16 protein-coding genes are annotated in these 15736 nt (G+C 63.3%); 4 read left to right on the top strand and 12 right to left on the bottom strand.

The window, feature by feature from the left end; all coding sequences use genetic code 11:
* Window positions 1-341 precede the first annotated feature (341 nt).
* The 4 genes from katG to BMW49_RS09290 all read right to left on the bottom strand — a co-directional run bounded on the left by katG (window position 342) and on the right by BMW49_RS09290 (window position 4810).
* The gene (gene katG / locus BMW49_RS09275) at window positions 342-2549 is read right to left on the bottom strand and encodes a catalase/peroxidase HPI (protein WP_069522364.1); all 2208 of its coding nucleotides are present in this window, start codon (window positions 2547-2549) and stop codon (window positions 342-344) included.
* A gap of 385 nt (window positions 2550-2934) precedes the next feature.
* Window positions 2935-3468: a DUF2937 family protein gene (locus tag BMW49_RS09280; RefSeq protein ID WP_069522362.1), complete on the bottom strand. Its 534-nt coding sequence runs from the start codon at window positions 3466-3468 to the stop codon at window positions 2935-2937.
* 37 nt (window positions 3469-3505) lie between these two features.
* The gene (locus BMW49_RS09285) at window positions 3506-4282 is read right to left on the bottom strand and encodes a class II glutamine amidotransferase (protein ID WP_069522360.1); all 777 of its coding nucleotides are present in this window, start codon (window positions 4280-4282) and stop codon (window positions 3506-3508) included.
* A 39-nt stretch (window positions 4283-4321) separates the two neighbouring features.
* Complete coding sequence (locus BMW49_RS09290) at window positions 4322-4810, bottom strand: MFS transporter (RefSeq protein WP_069522358.1); 489 nt, start codon at window positions 4808-4810, stop codon at window positions 4322-4324.
* Window positions 4811-4988: 178 nt separating this feature from the next.
* Between BMW49_RS09290 and BMW49_RS09295 the strand changes: the two genes are divergently transcribed.
* Window positions 4989-7040, top strand: coding sequence for a S9 family peptidase (locus BMW49_RS09295; RefSeq protein ID WP_069522356.1), 2052 nt, complete (start codon window positions 4989-4991; stop codon window positions 7038-7040).
* Window positions 7041-7098: 58 nt separating this feature from the next.
* On the opposite strand, the gene BMW49_RS09300 is transcribed toward BMW49_RS09295, so the two are convergent.
* Both BMW49_RS09300 and BMW49_RS09305 read right to left on the bottom strand, forming a co-directional pair.
* Window positions 7099-7728, bottom strand: a complete 630-nt coding sequence (locus tag BMW49_RS09300; protein ID WP_069522354.1) for a LysE family translocator — start codon at window positions 7726-7728, stop codon at window positions 7099-7101.
* A 227-nt stretch (window positions 7729-7955) separates the two neighbouring features.
* Window positions 7956-8276 carry a hypothetical protein gene (locus tag BMW49_RS09305; protein WP_069522352.1) on the bottom strand — a complete coding sequence of 107 codons (321 nt, stop codon included), beginning with the start codon at window positions 8274-8276 and terminating at the stop codon, window positions 7956-7958.
* Window positions 8277-8703: 427 nt separating this feature from the next.
* Between BMW49_RS09305 and BMW49_RS09310 the strand changes: the two genes are divergently transcribed.
* Together BMW49_RS09310 and BMW49_RS09315 are read left to right on the top strand one after the other, a co-directional pair.
* Window positions 8704-9078 carry a YajD family HNH nuclease gene (locus BMW49_RS09310; RefSeq protein WP_069519063.1) on the top strand — a complete coding sequence of 125 codons (375 nt, stop codon included), beginning with the start codon at window positions 8704-8706 and terminating at the stop codon, window positions 9076-9078.
* Between the two features lie 78 nt (window positions 9079-9156).
* On the top strand, window positions 9157-9627 hold the full coding sequence (locus tag BMW49_RS09315; RefSeq protein WP_069519062.1) for an RNA methyltransferase: 471 nt from the start codon (window positions 9157-9159) through the stop codon (window positions 9625-9627).
* Window positions 9628-9630: 3 nt separating this feature from the next.
* On the opposite strand, the gene BMW49_RS09320 is transcribed toward BMW49_RS09315, so the two are convergent.
* From BMW49_RS09320 to BMW49_RS09330, 3 genes are all read right to left on the bottom strand, one after another.
* Window positions 9631-10860 (bottom strand): hypothetical protein, encoded by a 1230-nt coding sequence (locus BMW49_RS09320; protein WP_069519061.1) that lies wholly within the window; start codon window positions 10858-10860, stop codon window positions 9631-9633.
* A gap of 70 nt (window positions 10861-10930) precedes the next feature.
* Window positions 10931-11380, bottom strand: a complete 450-nt coding sequence (locus BMW49_RS09325) for a YcgN family cysteine cluster protein (protein WP_069519060.1) — start codon at window positions 11378-11380, stop codon at window positions 10931-10933.
* A gap of 164 nt (window positions 11381-11544) precedes the next feature.
* Complete coding sequence (locus tag BMW49_RS09330; protein ID WP_069519059.1) at window positions 11545-12606, bottom strand: SDR family oxidoreductase; 1062 nt, start codon at window positions 12604-12606, stop codon at window positions 11545-11547.
* 85 nt (window positions 12607-12691) lie between these two features.
* Here BMW49_RS09330 and BMW49_RS09335 point away from each other — a divergent pair, with 85 nt between their 5' ends.
* The gene (locus BMW49_RS09335) at window positions 12692-13072 is read left to right on the top strand and encodes a winged helix-turn-helix transcriptional regulator (protein WP_069519058.1); all 381 of its coding nucleotides are present in this window, start codon (window positions 12692-12694) and stop codon (window positions 13070-13072) included.
* Between the two features lie 177 nt (window positions 13073-13249).
* Here the strand turns inward: BMW49_RS09335 and BMW49_RS09340 are convergent, their stop codons facing one another.
* Genes BMW49_RS09340 through rnd form a run of 3 tightly spaced genes read right to left on the bottom strand, consistent with a single transcriptional unit; the run spans window position 13250 to window position 15626 of the window.
* A complete protein-coding gene (locus BMW49_RS09340) occupies window positions 13250-14182 on the bottom strand; it encodes a D-2-hydroxyacid dehydrogenase (RefSeq protein WP_069519072.1) in 933 nt (310 codons plus the stop codon).
* 20 nt (window positions 14183-14202) lie between these two features.
* Entirely contained in the window at window positions 14203-14496 is a 294-nt protein-coding gene (locus BMW49_RS09345) for a YcgL domain-containing protein (RefSeq protein WP_069519057.1), read from the bottom strand.
* Window positions 14493-15626 carry a ribonuclease D gene (rnd, locus tag BMW49_RS09350; RefSeq protein ID WP_069519056.1) on the bottom strand — a complete coding sequence of 378 codons (1134 nt, stop codon included), beginning with the start codon at window positions 15624-15626 and terminating at the stop codon, window positions 14493-14495. The genes BMW49_RS09345 and rnd overlap by 4 nt, the downstream gene beginning before the upstream one ends.
* Between the last annotated feature and the right edge of the window lie 110 nt (window positions 15627-15736).

Genomic DNA, 15736 nt, shown 5'->3' on the forward strand with positions numbered 1-15736 from the left:
AAATAGCCGACGCCTTCTACAGCCCATCTTCAACAACGTTCGCGGCGCCGATGACTTTACCTGCCAATGCCCGCGAACGCTCAAGAACATCATCTGGCACATCGTCTTATCAGGGCACACTCGCTCTATCGCGGGCTCAATCAGACCGCCGCCGTGACGTGCTGTTCACTGCCGGCCAGCGCACGAATGCTGTCACACCACCCACCCCAACTATCACTCGATACAGTTGCCACCCACGCTCGCCACAACGGGTGCAGGGCGCTTTTATACCGGGCATAAAAAACCGCGACCTGTCGAAAATCTCTCCTCGCCAGGTCGCGGTGTGGGTAAAGCCTGAAAGCTTATGTCAGGTCGAAGCGGTCCAGGTTCATCACCTTGGTCCAGGCCGCGACGAAGTCGTTGACGAACACGGCTTCGGCATCGCTGCTGGCATAGACCTCAGCCAGGGCACGCAGCTGGGAGTTGGAGCCGAACACCAGGTCAACCACGGTGGCAGTCCACTTCACGGCACCGCTGCTGCGGTCGCGGCCTTCCAGTACGCCCGCATCGGTCGCGGACTTCTGCCATTTGGTGCTCATGTCCAGCAGATTGACGAAGAAGTCGTTGCTCAGGGTGCCCGGACGTGTGGTGAACACGCCGTGGGCAGCCTGACCGACGTTGGCGTTCAGGGCGCGCAGGCCACCGACCAGCACGGTCATTTCCGGTGCGGTCAGGGTCAGCAGGTTGGAGCGGTCGACCAGCAATTCCGCCGCTGAACCTTCCAGCCCTTTGCGCAGGTAGTTGCGGAAGCCATCGGCTGCCGGCTCCAGTGGCGCGAAGGAGTCAACATCGGTCTGCTCCTGCGACGCATCGGTACGGCCCGGTGCGAACGGCACGCTGACACTGTGACCAGCTTTGTGCGCAGCAGCTTCGACCGCTGCCGAGCCAGCCAGGACGATCAGGTCAGCCAGGGAGATCTGCTTGCCCGACTGGGCCGCATTGAACTCACGCTGAATGCCTTCGAGTACCTGCAGCACCTTTGCCAATTCAGCCGGCTGATTGGCGTCCCAGTCTTTCTGCGGAGCCAAACGAATTCGCGCACCGTTGGCACCGCCACGCTTGTCACTGCCGCGGAAGGTCGAGGCCGACGCCCAGGCAGTATTGACCAGCTGGCTGATGGACAGCCCGGAAGCCAGGACCTTGGCCTTGAGTGCGGCGATATCTGCTGCATCGACCAGGGCGTGATCGACTGCCGGCACCGGGTCTTGCCAAATCAGCTCTTCCTGGGGCACCAGCGGGCCGAGGTAGCGCGACAGCGGGCCCATGTCACGGTGAGTCAGCTTGTACCAGGCACGGGCGAAGGCATCGGCGAACACCTGCGGATTCTGGTGGTAGAAACGCGAGATCTTCTCGTAGGCCGGGTCCATACGCAGCGACATGTCCGCGGTGGTCATCATCGGCGGGTGGCTGAGCGACGGATCATGAGCGTCGGGGATCATGTGCTCCGGCTTGCAGTTTATCGGCGTCCACTGGTGGGCACCGGCCGGGCTCTTGGTCAGTTGCCACTCGTAACCGAAGAGCATGTCGAAATAGCCCATGTCCCAGGTGGTGGGGTTGGGTTTCCAGGCGCCTTCAATCCCGCTGGTCGTAGTGTGCACGCCCTTACCGCTGCCGAACGAGTTGATCCAACCAAAGCCCTGTTCTTCAATACCAGCGCCCTCAGGCTCTGCACCAACCAGCGTCGGATCACCAGCGCCGTGGGCTTTGCCGAAGGTGTGACCACCGGCCACCAGGGCCACGGTCTCTTCGTCGTTCATGGCCATGCGGGCAAAGGTTTCGCGCACATCGCGGCCCGAGGCGACCGGATCAGGGTTGCCGTCCGGGCCTTCAGGGTTCACGTAGATCAGACCCATCTGCACGGCGGCCAGGGGGTTGGCCAGGTCGCGATCGCCCGAGTAACGGCTGCCGGGCTTGTCGCTGGTGGCCAGCCATTCTTTTTCCGAACCCCAGTAGATGTCTTCTTCCGGCTCCCACACATCGACGCGGCCACCGGCAAAGCCGAAGGTCTTCAAACCCATGGAGTCGAGGGCCACATTACCGGCCAGAACCATCAGGTCGGCCCAGGACAGCTTGTTGCCGTACTTCTGTTTGATCGGCCACAGCAGGCGGCGCGCCTTGTCCAGGTTGCCGTTATCCGGCCAGCTGTTGAGCGGCGCGAAACGCTGGGTGCCAGAGCCGGCGCCACCACGGCCATCGGCGATGCGGTAGGTGCCGGCGCTGTGCCAGGCCATGCGGATAAACAGGCCACCGTAGTGGCCCCAGTCGGCGGGCCACCAGTCCTGGGAATCGGTCATCAGGGCGTGCAGATCCTTGACCACGACATCCAGATCAAGGCTTTTGAAAGCTTCGGCGTAATCGAAGTCGCGGCCCATAGGATTGGGCAGCGGAGAATTCTGGTTGAGGATTTTCAGGTTCAGCTGGTTGGGCCACCAATCAGCGTTGGAGGGTGCGCCGGCAACGGTATGTTTACGCTCACCACCCGAAAATGGGCATTTGGCTTCGGTCGTCATTGTTATCTCCTACGGTTGTTTCTAATTAACTGAGGGCACTGAAATGCTGTGCAATCAGCTTGGCGTTTCACGGTGGGTCCAGCAAATAGCATTTGAATATGGTGGTTATAGTAGCCGCGGAATGTGACGCGGATGGCTCCACGGTTAAATGCCGAAACAGAGTGGTTGGCGCGCAGCAGCAGGCCTGCAGCGACCCCTGCAGGAATTTTCAGGAAATGTGAACGGTTCTTGTGGCCGCAGTTCGCGCAGCGATCCGGGGCCGATACCCCGTGTGTCGCTGCGCTCGACCCAGGCTACAAAGCTTGGACTACTGCAGGGGTGGGAGGGGCTTTAGCCGCGACAAGCGCCACAAACGCTCGCCGCTTCTTGTGGTCTGCGGTATTTGCTAACGCCAATGGCGGCGCTCGGCGGCGCGGGTACGGGTAGCGCTGGCACCGCCGAGCAACCAGGCGATGCCCAGCACCAGAGCCTCCAGCAGCCAGGCCAGCAGCAGCGCACAGGCAATGCCCCAGGCGATGGCGTCGGGGGCCAGCAGCACCTGGTAGCGATAGGCCGCGTAGGTTTCTTCGAGCAGGGCCGGGTCGGCGGCGGTCGTCAGGTGCCAGACCTGACGGTACCAGGGCCCCTGCATGGCGCGGTATTCGTCATCGAGCAGCGCGGCGCGGTCAACGAGAAAAGCGACACTCTGCGCATCGCTCTGCATCACCGCATCGTTGCTGGCGCGGTAATGACTGACCAGAGCATCCAGATCGCCCGAGAAGAAGCGCTTGGCCGTTTCTCGAAAGCCCTGCAAGCCCTGCTCGGACTCGCTGCGGTGCGCGTCGACGCGCTGGCTGTAATCCTCGATAAACCCTGGGACCTGCACCCCGACCAGCAGGCCCAGAGCAAACAGGGCCAAACGCGCATAACTCCTGAACATCCTTCCTCCATGGTCCGGCTTGTGCCGGGTTGCTGTGTCAGTCGAGTTGGCCGTGAGCCACGCACTCACCGGCGCGCCACAGGCGCCATTCGCCTGGTTGGTAGAGCGCCCAACATTCATTGTCGGTCAGCGGTTCAGTGGCCAGCACGGTGACCACATCATTAGGGGTGGTCTCGGCCTGGAAGTCTACCTTGAGATCGGCGTCCTTGAGCTGCGCCGGGCCAAAGGGTGCACGCCGGGTGATATGCGCCAGCTTGGTGGAACAGAAGCTGAATAGCCAGTCACCATCGCTGAGCAGCGCATTGAACACGCCCTGTTTGCGATAGGCCGTACAGGCGTCAACCAGGACAGGCAACAGGGTTTCGATCATCTGTGGCGTGTCGAAGGCCGTGCGGACCCGGTTGAGCAGATCGCAGAACGCCGCCTCGCTGTCGGTATCGCCGACCGGGCAGTAAAACCCTGGCGCCGGGTTGAAGTCGGCCAACTGGCCGTTGTGCGCGAAGCACCAGTTGCGCCCCCAAAGCTCACGTACGAAAGGATGGGTATTGGCCAGGCACACGCGACCGACGTTGGCCTGGCGAATATGCCCAATCACCACTTCGCTCTTGATCGGGTAGCGCTGCACCAGCTGCGCCACCTCCGACTCACTGCTCGCCCGGGGGTCCTGGAACAGGCGCAAGCCACGCCCTTCGTAAAAGCCGATCCCCCAGCCGTCGCGGTGCGGGCCGGTGCGGCCGCCACGCTGCATCAGGCCAGTAAAGCTGAAGACGATATCCGTCGGCACATTGGCGCTCATGCCTAGCAATTCACACATGGGAAAACTCCAGAGGCGCGAGCGAGCGCAAGGCCGAGTTCAGAGCCGCGGTTCCAGACGCTCGCGGCCACTGCGCATCGACGACGGACGAACAGAATCGAAGGCCTCGTCGGGAAAGTCTTCGCTGTCCTCAGCCATGCGCTCGCGCAGCGTCCGGCTGTCGCTGACAGACTCACGCTCCACGCGGCGCTCACGCCAGGCGCGCTCGATGGGCCAGCGAATGGCCACGAATATCAGGTACAGGCCCAGGGCGATCAACCCGTAAAGCGCCAGATCGGCCACCGCCCGCCAGGCGTTGTTGCCGACCTTGAACAACAGGTCCAGAGCCGTCACCGCAATCGCCGGGGCGAACAGCTCCTTGTTCGGATCGACGATGGTCGGGCTGAACAGCAACACCGCAACGATCACTCCCAGCGGCTCCCGCAGGTAGCGCCAGGTCCAACGGGTCATGCGCCACCACACCAACAGGCAGCCGAGGGCCGCGACGGCGTAGGCGCCCCAGGCGAGGAGGTAGTCGTTCTCGGTCATAACGCGCAATCTCTGACAAAACCAGCAAACGGGCCCTGGTATACGAACCCGGAGCAACGGGCCGGCATTGGGCGTTTCCGCCACCGGCAATAGGCGGCTTATGATAACGGCTTTTGCCCGGCCCGGCTTCCCGGTCCGTTGCACTGCCAACTGCCGCCCTGCCAACTGGAGTTTCACCATGCCTCACGCCCCCATCGCCCGCGCCGACGCAGGTGCCGATCCCTACCACTGGCTGGAGCAGCGCGATCAACCTGACGTAATGGCCTACCTGGAGGCGGAAAATGCCTACCTCGAGGCCAGCCTGGCCGACCAGACCGACCTGCGCGAAACCCTGTTCCAGGAGATCAGGGGGCGCATTCGCGAGACCGATCTGTCGCTGCCGTCACCCTGGGGGCCTTACCTGTATTACCAACGCACCACCGCCGGCGACGAATACCCACGCCACTACCGCTGCCCGCGCCCGGCCGATGGCAGCCTTAGCCTCAACCCCGAGGGCGAACAACTGCTGCTCGACCCCAACGAACTGGCGGCGGGCGGCTTCCTCTCCCTAGGAGCAATGAGCATCAGCCCGGACCACCAGCGCCTGGCCTACAGCCTGGATACCCGCGGCGACGAGATCTATGAGTTGTTCGTCAAACACCTGGATGGCACAGGCGCCGTCGATGCCCTGCCCTTCGACGACTGCGACGGCAGCCTGACCTGGGCCAATGACAGCCAGACGCTGTTCTTCGCCACCCTCGACGAGACCCACCGCCCGCACCGCCTGTACCGCCATCGCCTGGGCCAGCTCGGCGCCGAACAGGTATTCGAGGAAAGCGACGGGCGTTTCTTCCTGCATTGCTACCGCAGCAGCTCGGAGCGCCAGTTGATCCTGCAACTGGGCAGCAAAACCACCAGCGAAGTTTGGGTACTGGACGCCGAGAGCCCTTCAGACCCGTTCCAATGCCTGGCCCCGCGCGAAGAGGATCACGAGTACGAGGTTGACCACGGCTGGCTCGATGGCCAGTGGAGCTGGGTCATTCGCAGCAACCAGGCCGGCATCAACTTCGCGCTCTACAGCGCGCCGCAGCGCAGCCCCAGCTGTGCCCTGCCCGGCCGCAGCGACTGGCAACTGCGTCGCCCCCACGATGCCGCGTGCATGCTCGAAAGCGTCACCCTCAACCAGCACGCTCTGCTGCTGGGGCTGCGCGAAGGTGGCTTGCCGATCATCGAAGTGCAGCCCGCCGGCGCGCCCAGCTACCGCGTAGAGCTGCCCGACGCGGCTTACAGCCTCTATGTGCAAGACAGCCTGGAATTCACCAGCGACAGCGTGCGCCTGCGCTACGAGGCACTCAACCGACCGGCGCAGATTCGCCAGTTGCGCCTGCTCGATGGCCAGCAACAAGTGCTCAAGCAAACCCCAGTGGAAGGTCCGTTCGATGCCGATGCCTACGTCAGCCAGCGCTGCTGGGCAACGTCGGCCGATGGCACCCAGGTGCCGATCAGCCTGGTCGCCCGCCGCGAAGTGCTTGGCCAGCCAGCTCCGCTGTACCTGTATGGTTATGGCGCCTACGGCGAAAGCCTCGACCCCTGGTTCTCCCACGCCCGGTTGAGCCTGCTCGATCGCGGTTTCGTCTTCGCCATCGCCCATGTGCGCGGCGGCGGCGAACTGGGCGAAGCCTGGTACCGCGGCGGCAAGCTGGAGCACAAGCGCAATAGCTTCGCCGACTTTATCGCCTGCGCCGAGCACCTGATCGCCGAGGGTTATACCCAGCCGAAGCAACTGGCGATCAGTGGCGGCAGCGCCGGCGGCCTGCTGATCGGCGCGGTACTCAACCAGCGTCCCGAGCTGTTCGCCGCCGCCGTGGCGGAAGTGCCCTTCGTCGACGTGCTCAACACCATGCTCAACCCCGACCTGCCGCTCACCGTCACCGAATACGACGAATGGGGTGATCCGAACCAGGCCGAGGTGTTCGAACGCATCAAGGCCTACGCGCCCTACGAGAATGTCAGCGCCCAGGCCTACCCGGCCATGCTGGTGGTGGCCGGCTACAACGACAGCCGCGTGCAGTACTGGGAAGCCGCGAAATGGGTCGCCAAGCTGCGCCGCGACAAGACCGACGCCAACCTGCTGCTGCTGAAAACCGAACTGGGCGCCGGCCACGGGGGCATGAGCGGCCGCTACCAGGCCCTGCGCGATGTTGCCCTGGAATATGCCTTTCTGCTCAAGGTGCTGACGCCGGCCAGCTGATCAACAGCCCCGTCAACCTGCTCGCGGCCTGCCAACAGGCCGCGAATTGGTCCGCGCATCAAAACAGCGAGCGGAGAAAGCCTAGGGCGACGATCGCATAGAACGCCCCGCAAATCAGGCCGAAGGACTTACGCGTTCGTGCGAAAAACGGCTCCGCCGAATGGGCGGAAAAAGCCAGCGCATAGCTACAGAAAATCAGCAAACCCAATAACGCGCAGCCCGCCACCAGCACAAAACTGGTCCAGACCGGGGCATTGGCACTGAGCCCGACCGTGGTCACGGTGAACCAGGTCAAAGCTGCCTTGGGATTGGTCAGGTGAATGCCCAACCCTTGCAAATAGAACCCCAGGGTGCGGCTCTGCCGCTCACTTGCCCGCGCCACCATAGTGGCGTTGTTGGCCAGCGCCCCACGAATCGACTTCCAGGCCAGGAAGAACAGGTAGCAGGCGCCAAATACCTTCAGCCACACCAGTACCTGGGTGTTGGACATCAGCAATGCCGACACCCCGGCAGCCGTCATCGCCCCCCAGCACAACGACCCGGAAATGACCCCTGCGGCCAAGGCCAGGCCCGGTGTACGTCCGTAGTTCAGGGAGGTGTTGGCAATCGCCAGGTTACCGGGCCCTGGGGTGGCGGTGCCGATCACGTAAACCCCCAGTGCTGCAGCGAAACTCGAAAATTCAAACATAGAACGCTCTCATCCCTGTCACGCCCACGGGCGCCTCTTGGGCATGATCCCAAGACAGCGACGGGTATTGCATATACAGAGCGCAGGTATCTTTTCAATACAGATGCGCCATCTGCCAAGCGCAGGCGTTGTGCGTTCGAAGGACGAAGCAGATACCGATTGAATAATGCGTGCAGAACAAGCCCGCGATGCCCACAACCGAAAATAACCTGCGAAAGCCGCCCTGCTTATGGCTGATCTTGCCGACGTTCCAGCGGCTGGTAGTTGCGTTCGCGCTGCTGCTCGAGCAAAGGCAGGTCCGAGTCAGGCTTTGGCTGGGTCAGTGGACGCGGGTTGCGTGTACTGCCGGGGGCGTTGTCGCGGCCATGATCAAGCAACGGCGGGCTGCCAGGTGCGGGCTTGGGCAGGCTTTGCGGTTGCGGTACCTCGAAGGGTTGCGGGGTGGGTGTGCCGGGCCGCACATCAGTGGCGTGCGCAGTGGCGTGTGCAGTGGCGTGCGCGCCTACGGCCAGCAGTAGACCAGTCAGGACCAGCGTGAGTCTGTTCATTGTCAGTGCCTCGGCGGTGGGTGAACCTACAGGTTTGGCCCCAGGCGCTGCCGAGAGTGCCACCAACGGCAGTTCTCGCCGACCGCCGGCGCCGCTACACTAGGGTCTGTTCCCGTTTCGTTCGCGGCCGCGCCGGAGCCCGTTTTAGCGCGAGGCAAGGCACGAGATGCGAAGTTTAGCGGGCTAAATGAGCCATCGAGAAACGCAGCATCGCGCTAAAACGGGCCCGGCCCTTCGGGTGGGGCCGCCTAGGTTGCGCGCAAAATCTCGCCATGCGTTGTTGGAGGACTTGGCAAGGGAACAACCATTCCCTGCGTCCTCCGCCTAGCGGAACGCCGCCCGGCCTGGCGAGATTTTTCGCGGCAACGCGGCTCGCGACGAAACGGGAACAGACCCTAGCACCCTGCTGACCTATGAGAACGCCGCCATGAGCACGGACACCACGCCCACCGCCAAACTCGACCGCATCCTCGCCGAGGCCCAGCGCTCGCGTGAAGAAGGCTACCGCGCCAAGGCGCTGAAAATGTACCCGCACGTCTGCGGCCGCTGCGCCAGGGAGTTTTCCGGCAAACGCCTGAGCGAGCTGACCGTGCACCACCGCGACCACAACCACGACAACAACCCCCAGGACGGTTCCAACTGGGAGCTGCTGTGCCTGTACTGCCACGATAACGAGCATTCGCGTTACACCGACCAGCAGTACTTCAGCGAAGGTTCGCTGAGCACACCGAAAACCACCCAGGCCACCCACAACCCCTTCGCCGCCCTCGCCGGCTTGATGAAAAAGGGCGATGACGCCTGATCAGCGCCCTACTGCGCAGCTAAGCGAGCTGCGGCCAATCGCCGTATACTCGCGCTTTTGCCGAGGGCGCAGTGAGTCGTGGCCAATAGACGCTTCAGTTGCATAGGTTTGTTCAACCCCAAGTCACCGGAGAATGTCGGCGCGGTGATGCGCGCCGCCGGCTGTTATGGGGTCAACTCAGTGTTCTACACCGGCAAGCGCTACGAATACGCCCGCGAGTTCGTCACCGACACCAAGAAGATCCACCAGAGCATCCCGCTGATTGGCGTGGAAGACCTGCGCCAGATCATCCCCCTGGGCTGTACGCCGGTGGCCGTGGAGCTGGTCGAAGGCGCCCGCCCCCTGCCTGAATACACCCACCCGGACCGGGCAATCTATATCTTCGGCCCCGAAGACGGCTCACTCAACGCCGAGATTCGCGCCTGGTGCGAGGATGTGGTGTACATCCCCACCGAGGGTTGCATGAACCTCGCGGCCACGGTCAATGTGGTGCTTTATGACCGCATGGCCAAAGGCATCAACACCAAATCCGGGCCGCTGTTCAAATAGCCTTCAGCGCTTGAGCAGGTCAGTGTCCAATGCCTTGGGCGAGCGCCCGCCCATCACGTTTTCGACGATCTCGACGAAGTCGCGCGTGGTGACTTTATCCAGGCGCATCAGGCCGCGGGTGACGTCATCCAGCGAACGTTGATGCTCGCCTTTGGTGGTTTGGCGTATCTCGCGGTCCAGTTCCTGCAACAGCAGTACCGCACGGGCAGTCACCGGGCCGCTGGAGCGTTTGGTGCGCAGCGACTTGACCGGCTTGCTCCAACGCACCAGATGCTCGCGGATCTTCTGGTAGCGGTCCTCACTGAGGCCGCCGGCGCGGCGCATCAGCTCAATAGCGTAATACTCGGCCAGACCCTCGGTGATCCAGTCGCTGTCATCGCTGGCGCTGATGCGGGTGAATACGTGTACCAGTTCGTGGACCAGTGAGCTGGTGCCGTTTTCACTGACCAACGGCCGATCACTGTGCATGTAATAGGAGTTGGGTGCCGACAGGCCACCGCGCCACATAGGATCGCCCGCGCCGACGATCAACAGCTTGGCCGGATCACGCGGAAACACCGCCTGCGCCTCCGGCCAGATGAAAGTCAGCAGCGTCAGCACGTCCATGCGGCGCATACCTTCGCCAATAGGCGCGGCGATGGTCACGTCGGTCTCACCCAGCGTGGCACGGCGGGTGCCGATCTTGCCGGCGAGAATCCAGCCGGTCGGGCGATCGAACTTACGCTGCGGGTTGTCGATGCGGAACGTGTTCTTGCCAATGCGCGGCCAACCGGTCTCCACCCCGCCCCAGCCCTTGGGCAGCTCGAACTGCAGGCGGGCGACCAGTTCGGTCTTGTCCTGTTGATCGAGCCGTGCGCTGGGGATCAGGTCATCGCCGCGCATCAGCGCCCAATCCGGCGTCATCCGCGCATCGTAACGCTCGCCCCGGGGGTGGCTGACCTTGACCCGATAGCTGAGCGTCGAGGCGCCCTTGCCAGGCTGCCAGATACCGCGGCTTGCGCCCTCCTGGCGCCATTGGCCATCGGCCTTGAAATCACTGTAGGCGCCCTCGTCACCCAGGTTGAAATCCAGGCTGTTGATCCGCTCGCCCTTGGCCACCGTGACACGCACCTCGGCCTGGTCGCTCTCGGGCAGGAAGGTCACGTGGTAGTCCAGGTCGACCCGAGTGGCCGACCAGGCGGGGGCAGCCAACGACATCAGCACGGCGGATAGCAGGGTATGGCGAATCGACATGCGGCAACTCCTTGGCAAAACAGCTCAAGTTCAGCGCTGGCCGGCACAGCGCCGGGGCGGGTGTGCAGCCTTAGCCGGCACGAAAAATCAGGTGTTCTTCCCAATCGTCTTCGGCCACGCTGTTCTCGCTGAGCATGCGCCCGGACTGGGAAATACGTTCGATATGCACCGCCTGTGGGTCACCACAGACCAGGTGGTGCCACAGCGGCAGGTCCTTGCCTTCACTGACCAGACGATAGCCGCAGGTGGGCGGCAGCCAGCGAAACTGGTCAGCTTGATCCGGGGTGAGCTGGATGCAGTCGGGCACATGCTGCACGCGGTTACTGTAATCGCTGCACTGGCAGCTCTTCAGGTCCAGCAACTTGCAGGCGATGCGCGTGTAATAGACCGCGCCGTCGTCCTCGTCTTCAAGTTTTTGCAGGCAGCACAGGCCGCAGCCGTCACACAACGACTCCCACTCCTCCTGATCAAGCTGAGCGAGGGTTTTGCGTTTCCAGAAGGGTTCGACTTTGGCGGCCATGGCGGGGTACGGATCAGGTGCGTAAAGGCCGGCAGTCTAGCGGCTGGCCGGGTGACGGCCAAGGCCCGGACGTCTTATTGACGGCCAATATTGAACCGTAGGGCGCGCCGTGCGCACCGGGCATCGGCATAAGACGCCGGTGCGCACAGCGCACCCTACTGGCTTCAGGGAATCAGCCTCGCAGCGCGCAGGTGTTCAAACACGGCGAAGAAGGCGTCGTCGCTGGCCTGGTAGTCGAGGAAACCCAGCTTGCGGCTTTTCGACATGTCGGTGACCACCTCGATGGGGCGCCCCAGGTCGGCGTCGGTGTGCCAGGGCGAGATCAGGCGCGTGATATCCGCTTCGGCAAGGCCATGCTCGGCGGCCAGCTTGAGCCAGACCTCGGCGTCATCGGCCATCTGCTGTTCCAGCGGTGCAGGCTGGCCGTCGAAATCAGCGGCTTCGAGGCCAAACCAGTTGGCGATGCGCTGCCACATCCAGCTCCAGCGGAATACATCGCCGTTGACCACGTTAAAGGCCTGATTGGCAGCAGCCGGCGTGGTCGAGGCCCAGAGCAGTTGCTTGGCCAACTGACAGGCGTCGGTCATGTCGGTGAGGCTGTTCCACTGCACGGCCGAGCCGGGGAAGCGGAACGGACGACCGGTTTCGCGACAGACCGAGGCGTAGACGGCGAGCGTGGTCGCCATGTTCATGGCATTGCCGACGGCAACACCGGTAATGGTGTGCGGGCGGTGTACGCTCCAGGTAAAGCCATCGCGCTTGGCGGCGGCAAACACTTCGTCTTCCTGGGCGTAGTAGAAGTTTTCCACGTCCAGACGGCCCTGTTCCTCACGGAACGGAGTCTGCGGCAGGCTGCCTTTACCGTAGGCCTCGAACGGGCCAAGGTAGTGCTTGAGCCCGGTGACCAGGGCGACATGCTTGACGCTGCCGGCGGCGCGCAGGGCGTCGAGCAGGTTACGGATCATCGCCGCGTTGACGCGAATATTTTCCGTTTCAGTGGCCTGGCGTGCCCAGGTGGTCAGGTAGACATGGCTGGGCTTCAGCCCTTCGAGGGCGCTTGCCAAGGAGGCAGGGTCGAGCAGATCGGCGGCCAGCGGCGTAATATTTTCGCCGGCCTTGGGGTTACGGGCTAGGCCTGTGACCTGCCAACCCTGATCAGCCAGCAGACGGGAAGTCGCGCTGCCGACGATACCGCTCGCGCCAACGACCAGTGCGTGATGTGTCATTAGATATTCCTTCAGAGATAGAGCGTTGGCACCATAGCGATGCCGCGACCTCAAACCAAGACGGCACCAAAAGGTAACCACCCCGATGCAAACCGGAACATCCGAGGAACAATGGCGCGAAGACTGCGCGCCGCGACGTGTGCTGGAGCTGTTTGCCACCAAGTGGACCAGCATGATCCTGCACACCTTGCACGCACGCCACGGCGGTTGCGCCCGCGCAGGTGTGCTGCACCGCAGCCTGCCGGGCATCTCGAAGAAAATGCTGGTGCAGACCCTGCGTGAGCTGGAGACCAGCGGGCTGGTGAAACGGCAGGTGTACGACAGCGTGCCACCGGCTGTCGATTACTCGCTGACCGAACTGGGACAGCGGCTGGTGGAGCCCATCGAGCTGATCTACGACTGGGCCCGCCTGAACGCCCCGGCGCTCGATGCCTTGCAACCGCGACAGACATCGCGCAGGCGTTAACGCTGGGTGTAGGAGCGAATTTATTCGCGATAAGTTTTGAATGCGCTGGAGGCATCGCGAATAAAGGCTAGGCGCCCCCTTCGCGCCTACAGAAAGCAACAGATGATTCGTGTTGCGACACTAGGGTCTGTTCCCGTTTCGTCGTGAGCCGCGTTGCGAACGAAACGGGAACAGACCCTAGTAACCACGGGCGAAATCGACCTCACCACGCAGTGGTTTGTCTGCTTGCCACGCCGCCAGGTTTTCCAGAAACACCGCCACCAACCGCCGCGGATCCGTCGGCGCGGCGGTGTGCCCGGTCAGCAATAAACGCGGCGCCTGCCAGAAGGGATGATCAGGCGCTGGCGGTTCCTCGCGGCAGACATCGATGACCGCGCCGCCAAGCCGACCGGCCTCAAGCGCCTGCACCAGGTCGGCATCGACCACCGCACTGCCCCGCCCGGCGTTGATAAACAGCGCGCCAGGCTTGCAGCAAGCGAACAGCTGGGCATCGTAAAGATCGCGGGTGGCCGGTGTATCAGGCAACAGATTGATCAGGTAGTCAGCCTTACTAGCCAACTGTGGCAGCGCATCCAGGCCACCGACCTCAACGAACGGCGCCTGGCTGCGCGCTGAACTGGCCACGCCGAGCACCCGCATGCCCAGGCTATTGAGCACAGCTGCCAGGTGCTGGCCGATATCGCCGGTGCCGACGATCAAGGCGCACTGGCCATTCAGGCTGGTAACCGCTGGGCCTTGCCAATGGCCGCGCTGATGGGCCAACTGGCGCGCCTGCAACTGCTGGGTGTGGGCCAACAGGTGGCAGAGCACGAATTCACTCATCACCGGACCGAAGATGCCGACCGCCCGACTAAGCCGGTAATCGCGCGGCAAGTCAGCCGCCAGCAAGGGCGTGATGCCGGCCCAGGTCGATTGCAGCCAGCGTGGCGCGATGCCACGGCGCAGCAGCGTGGCGACATGATCAGGCTGGCCCAGCCACACCGGGCAGGCTACGGCGTCGGCAGCCAAGGTGTCGGCACAGTTGCCAGGCAACACACGCAAGTCGGGTGCCTGCTCGGCGAGCAGGGCCTGGTAACGCGCGTGGTCGGCGTCAATCACCAGCACCTGCAACGGTGCGGCCGCCTGCGCCGTCATACCGGATCGTTACGCCGTAGCAGTTCTTCGGGCAGGTGCTCGATGTAGTCGTCTTCCGGCGGCGGCATCTGCAGGTGGTAGCCCTGGCTGTCGAGATTGGCCAAGACTTTGTGAATGTCTTCGCGGGCCAGGCTGCGCTCGGGCGTCAGGACCATGCTAAAGGCCAGAGCCGGTGGGCCGAAGGCCGCCAGCAATTGTTCAGGCACGCGGCTGAGTTCCTCGCCCTTGAGCACGTAGAGGTACATCTCGTTCTTGCGCGGGCTATTGTAGATCGAACAGATGCGTTTCACGCCGTGTCTCCATCGGTGGCCAGGCAGTCCAGCAGCGCCTGGCCCATGCGCTCACGGCGCCAGCCGCGCAGCGAGTCGGGCAGTTGGTAAGGACCATCGGGATAGCCACTCTTGAGCAGCGCCTCAAGAGTCTTCTTGCGCAGCATTAGTTCGGGCGCGATTTCCAGCTTCTGCCCTTCTTGCTGGCCCACGGCGCGCAGCTTCTTCAACAGGCTGGCGGCCTCCAGCGGCAGCGGCTCGGGCAGAGCCTCGGGCCATTCAGCTGGCGGCGTAGCAGCAGCCTGGCGGATCAGTTCAAGCAGGAACTCACCATCCTGACGCACCGTCTTGGGGTGCATGTCCTCGATCCGCGCCAGGCTCACCAGATTATCTGGCTGAGTACGCGCCAGGGGCCATAACGAGTGCTCACGCAGAATGCGGTTGCGCGGCTGGTTACGCGCGCGGGCCTCGCGCTCGCGCCAGGCACAGAGCGCACGCAGCACGGCGAGCTGGGCGCGGGAGAGTTTCCAGGCCAGCTTGGCATCGCGGTAGGCGTCTTCCGGCGCCACTTCACGGCCCAGCCCGGCGACCAGCTCGGCACCGTCCTCCAGAATCCAGGCGGTTTTCTCTTCGCTCAGGCGTGCCTGCAAAGCCCGGTAGACGGCTGCCAGATGCACCACATCTTCGGCAGCGTAGCTGACCTGGGTGGGCGACAAGGGCCGCTGCAGCCAGTCCGAGCGCGTTTCGCCCTTGGGCAGCTCAATCCCCAGCACGGCCTGCACCAGGCGCGAATAACCCATGGAGAAACCCAGGTTGAGGTAGCCGGCAGCCAGTTGCGTGTCGAACAACGGCGCCGGCAGGCTGCCGGTCAGGCGCAGCAGCACTTCCAGGTCCTCGCTACAGGCGTGCACCACCTTGACCACGGCGCTGTCCTGCAACAGCGCGGCGAAGGGTTGCCAATCGCCAATCTGCAACGGGTCGATCAGGTAGGCACGCTCGCCCTCGCTGACCTGCAACAACCCGGCAATCGGGTAAAAGGTGTCGACCCGCATAAACTCGGTATCCAACGCCACGAACGGCCGGCTGCGCCATTGCGCGCACTGCTCGGCCAGGTCGGCGTCATCTACGATCAACTGAATATCGATAGCCACACGGCTCTCCCTTGAACACTGCCGCGCAGTATATACCGATGCGCCGGGCATCCTCGCCTTGCCGAACAGGCCTGTGTAATCTGGCGCCGCTCGTTCGCACTGCCATTAGG

Origin of the sequence: Pseudomonas cuatrocienegasensis, from assembly GCF_900110925.1 — a bacterium.
GTDB classification, from domain to species: Bacteria; Pseudomonadota; Gammaproteobacteria; order Pseudomonadales; family Pseudomonadaceae; genus Aquipseudomonas; species Aquipseudomonas cuatrocienegasensis.

Coding starts and splice junctions, on each gene's coding strand:
- katG (WP_069522364.1), bottom strand. CDS start 2,549: ATGACGACCGAAGCCAAATGCCCATTTTCGGGTGGTGAGCGTAAACAT.
- BMW49_RS09280 (WP_069522362.1), bottom strand. CDS start 3,468: ATGTTCAGGAGTTATGCGCGTTTGGCCCTGTTTGCTCTGGGCCTGCTG.
- BMW49_RS09285 (WP_069522360.1), bottom strand. CDS start 4,282: ATGTGTGAATTGCTAGGCATGAGCGCCAATGTGCCGACGGATATCGTC.
- BMW49_RS09290 (WP_069522358.1), bottom strand. CDS start 4,810: ATGACCGAGAACGACTACCTCCTCGCCTGGGGCGCCTACGCCGTCGCG.
- BMW49_RS09295 (WP_069522356.1), top strand. CDS start 4,989: ATGCCTCACGCCCCCATCGCCCGCGCCGACGCAGGTGCCGATCCCTAC.
- BMW49_RS09300 (WP_069522354.1), bottom strand. CDS start 7,728: ATGTTTGAATTTTCGAGTTTCGCTGCAGCACTGGGGGTTTACGTGATC.
- BMW49_RS09305 (WP_069522352.1), bottom strand. CDS start 8,276: ATGAACAGACTCACGCTGGTCCTGACTGGTCTACTGCTGGCCGTAGGC.
- BMW49_RS09310 (WP_069519063.1), top strand. CDS start 8,704: ATGAGCACGGACACCACGCCCACCGCCAAACTCGACCGCATCCTCGCC.
- BMW49_RS09320 (WP_069519061.1), bottom strand. CDS start 10,860: ATGTCGATTCGCCATACCCTGCTATCCGCCGTGCTGATGTCGTTGGCT.
- BMW49_RS09325 (WP_069519060.1), bottom strand. CDS start 11,380: ATGGCCGCCAAAGTCGAACCCTTCTGGAAACGCAAAACCCTCGCTCAG.
- BMW49_RS09330 (WP_069519059.1), bottom strand. CDS start 12,606: ATGACACATCACGCACTGGTCGTTGGCGCGAGCGGTATCGTCGGCAGC.
- BMW49_RS09335 (WP_069519058.1), top strand. CDS start 12,692: ATGCAAACCGGAACATCCGAGGAACAATGGCGCGAAGACTGCGCGCCG.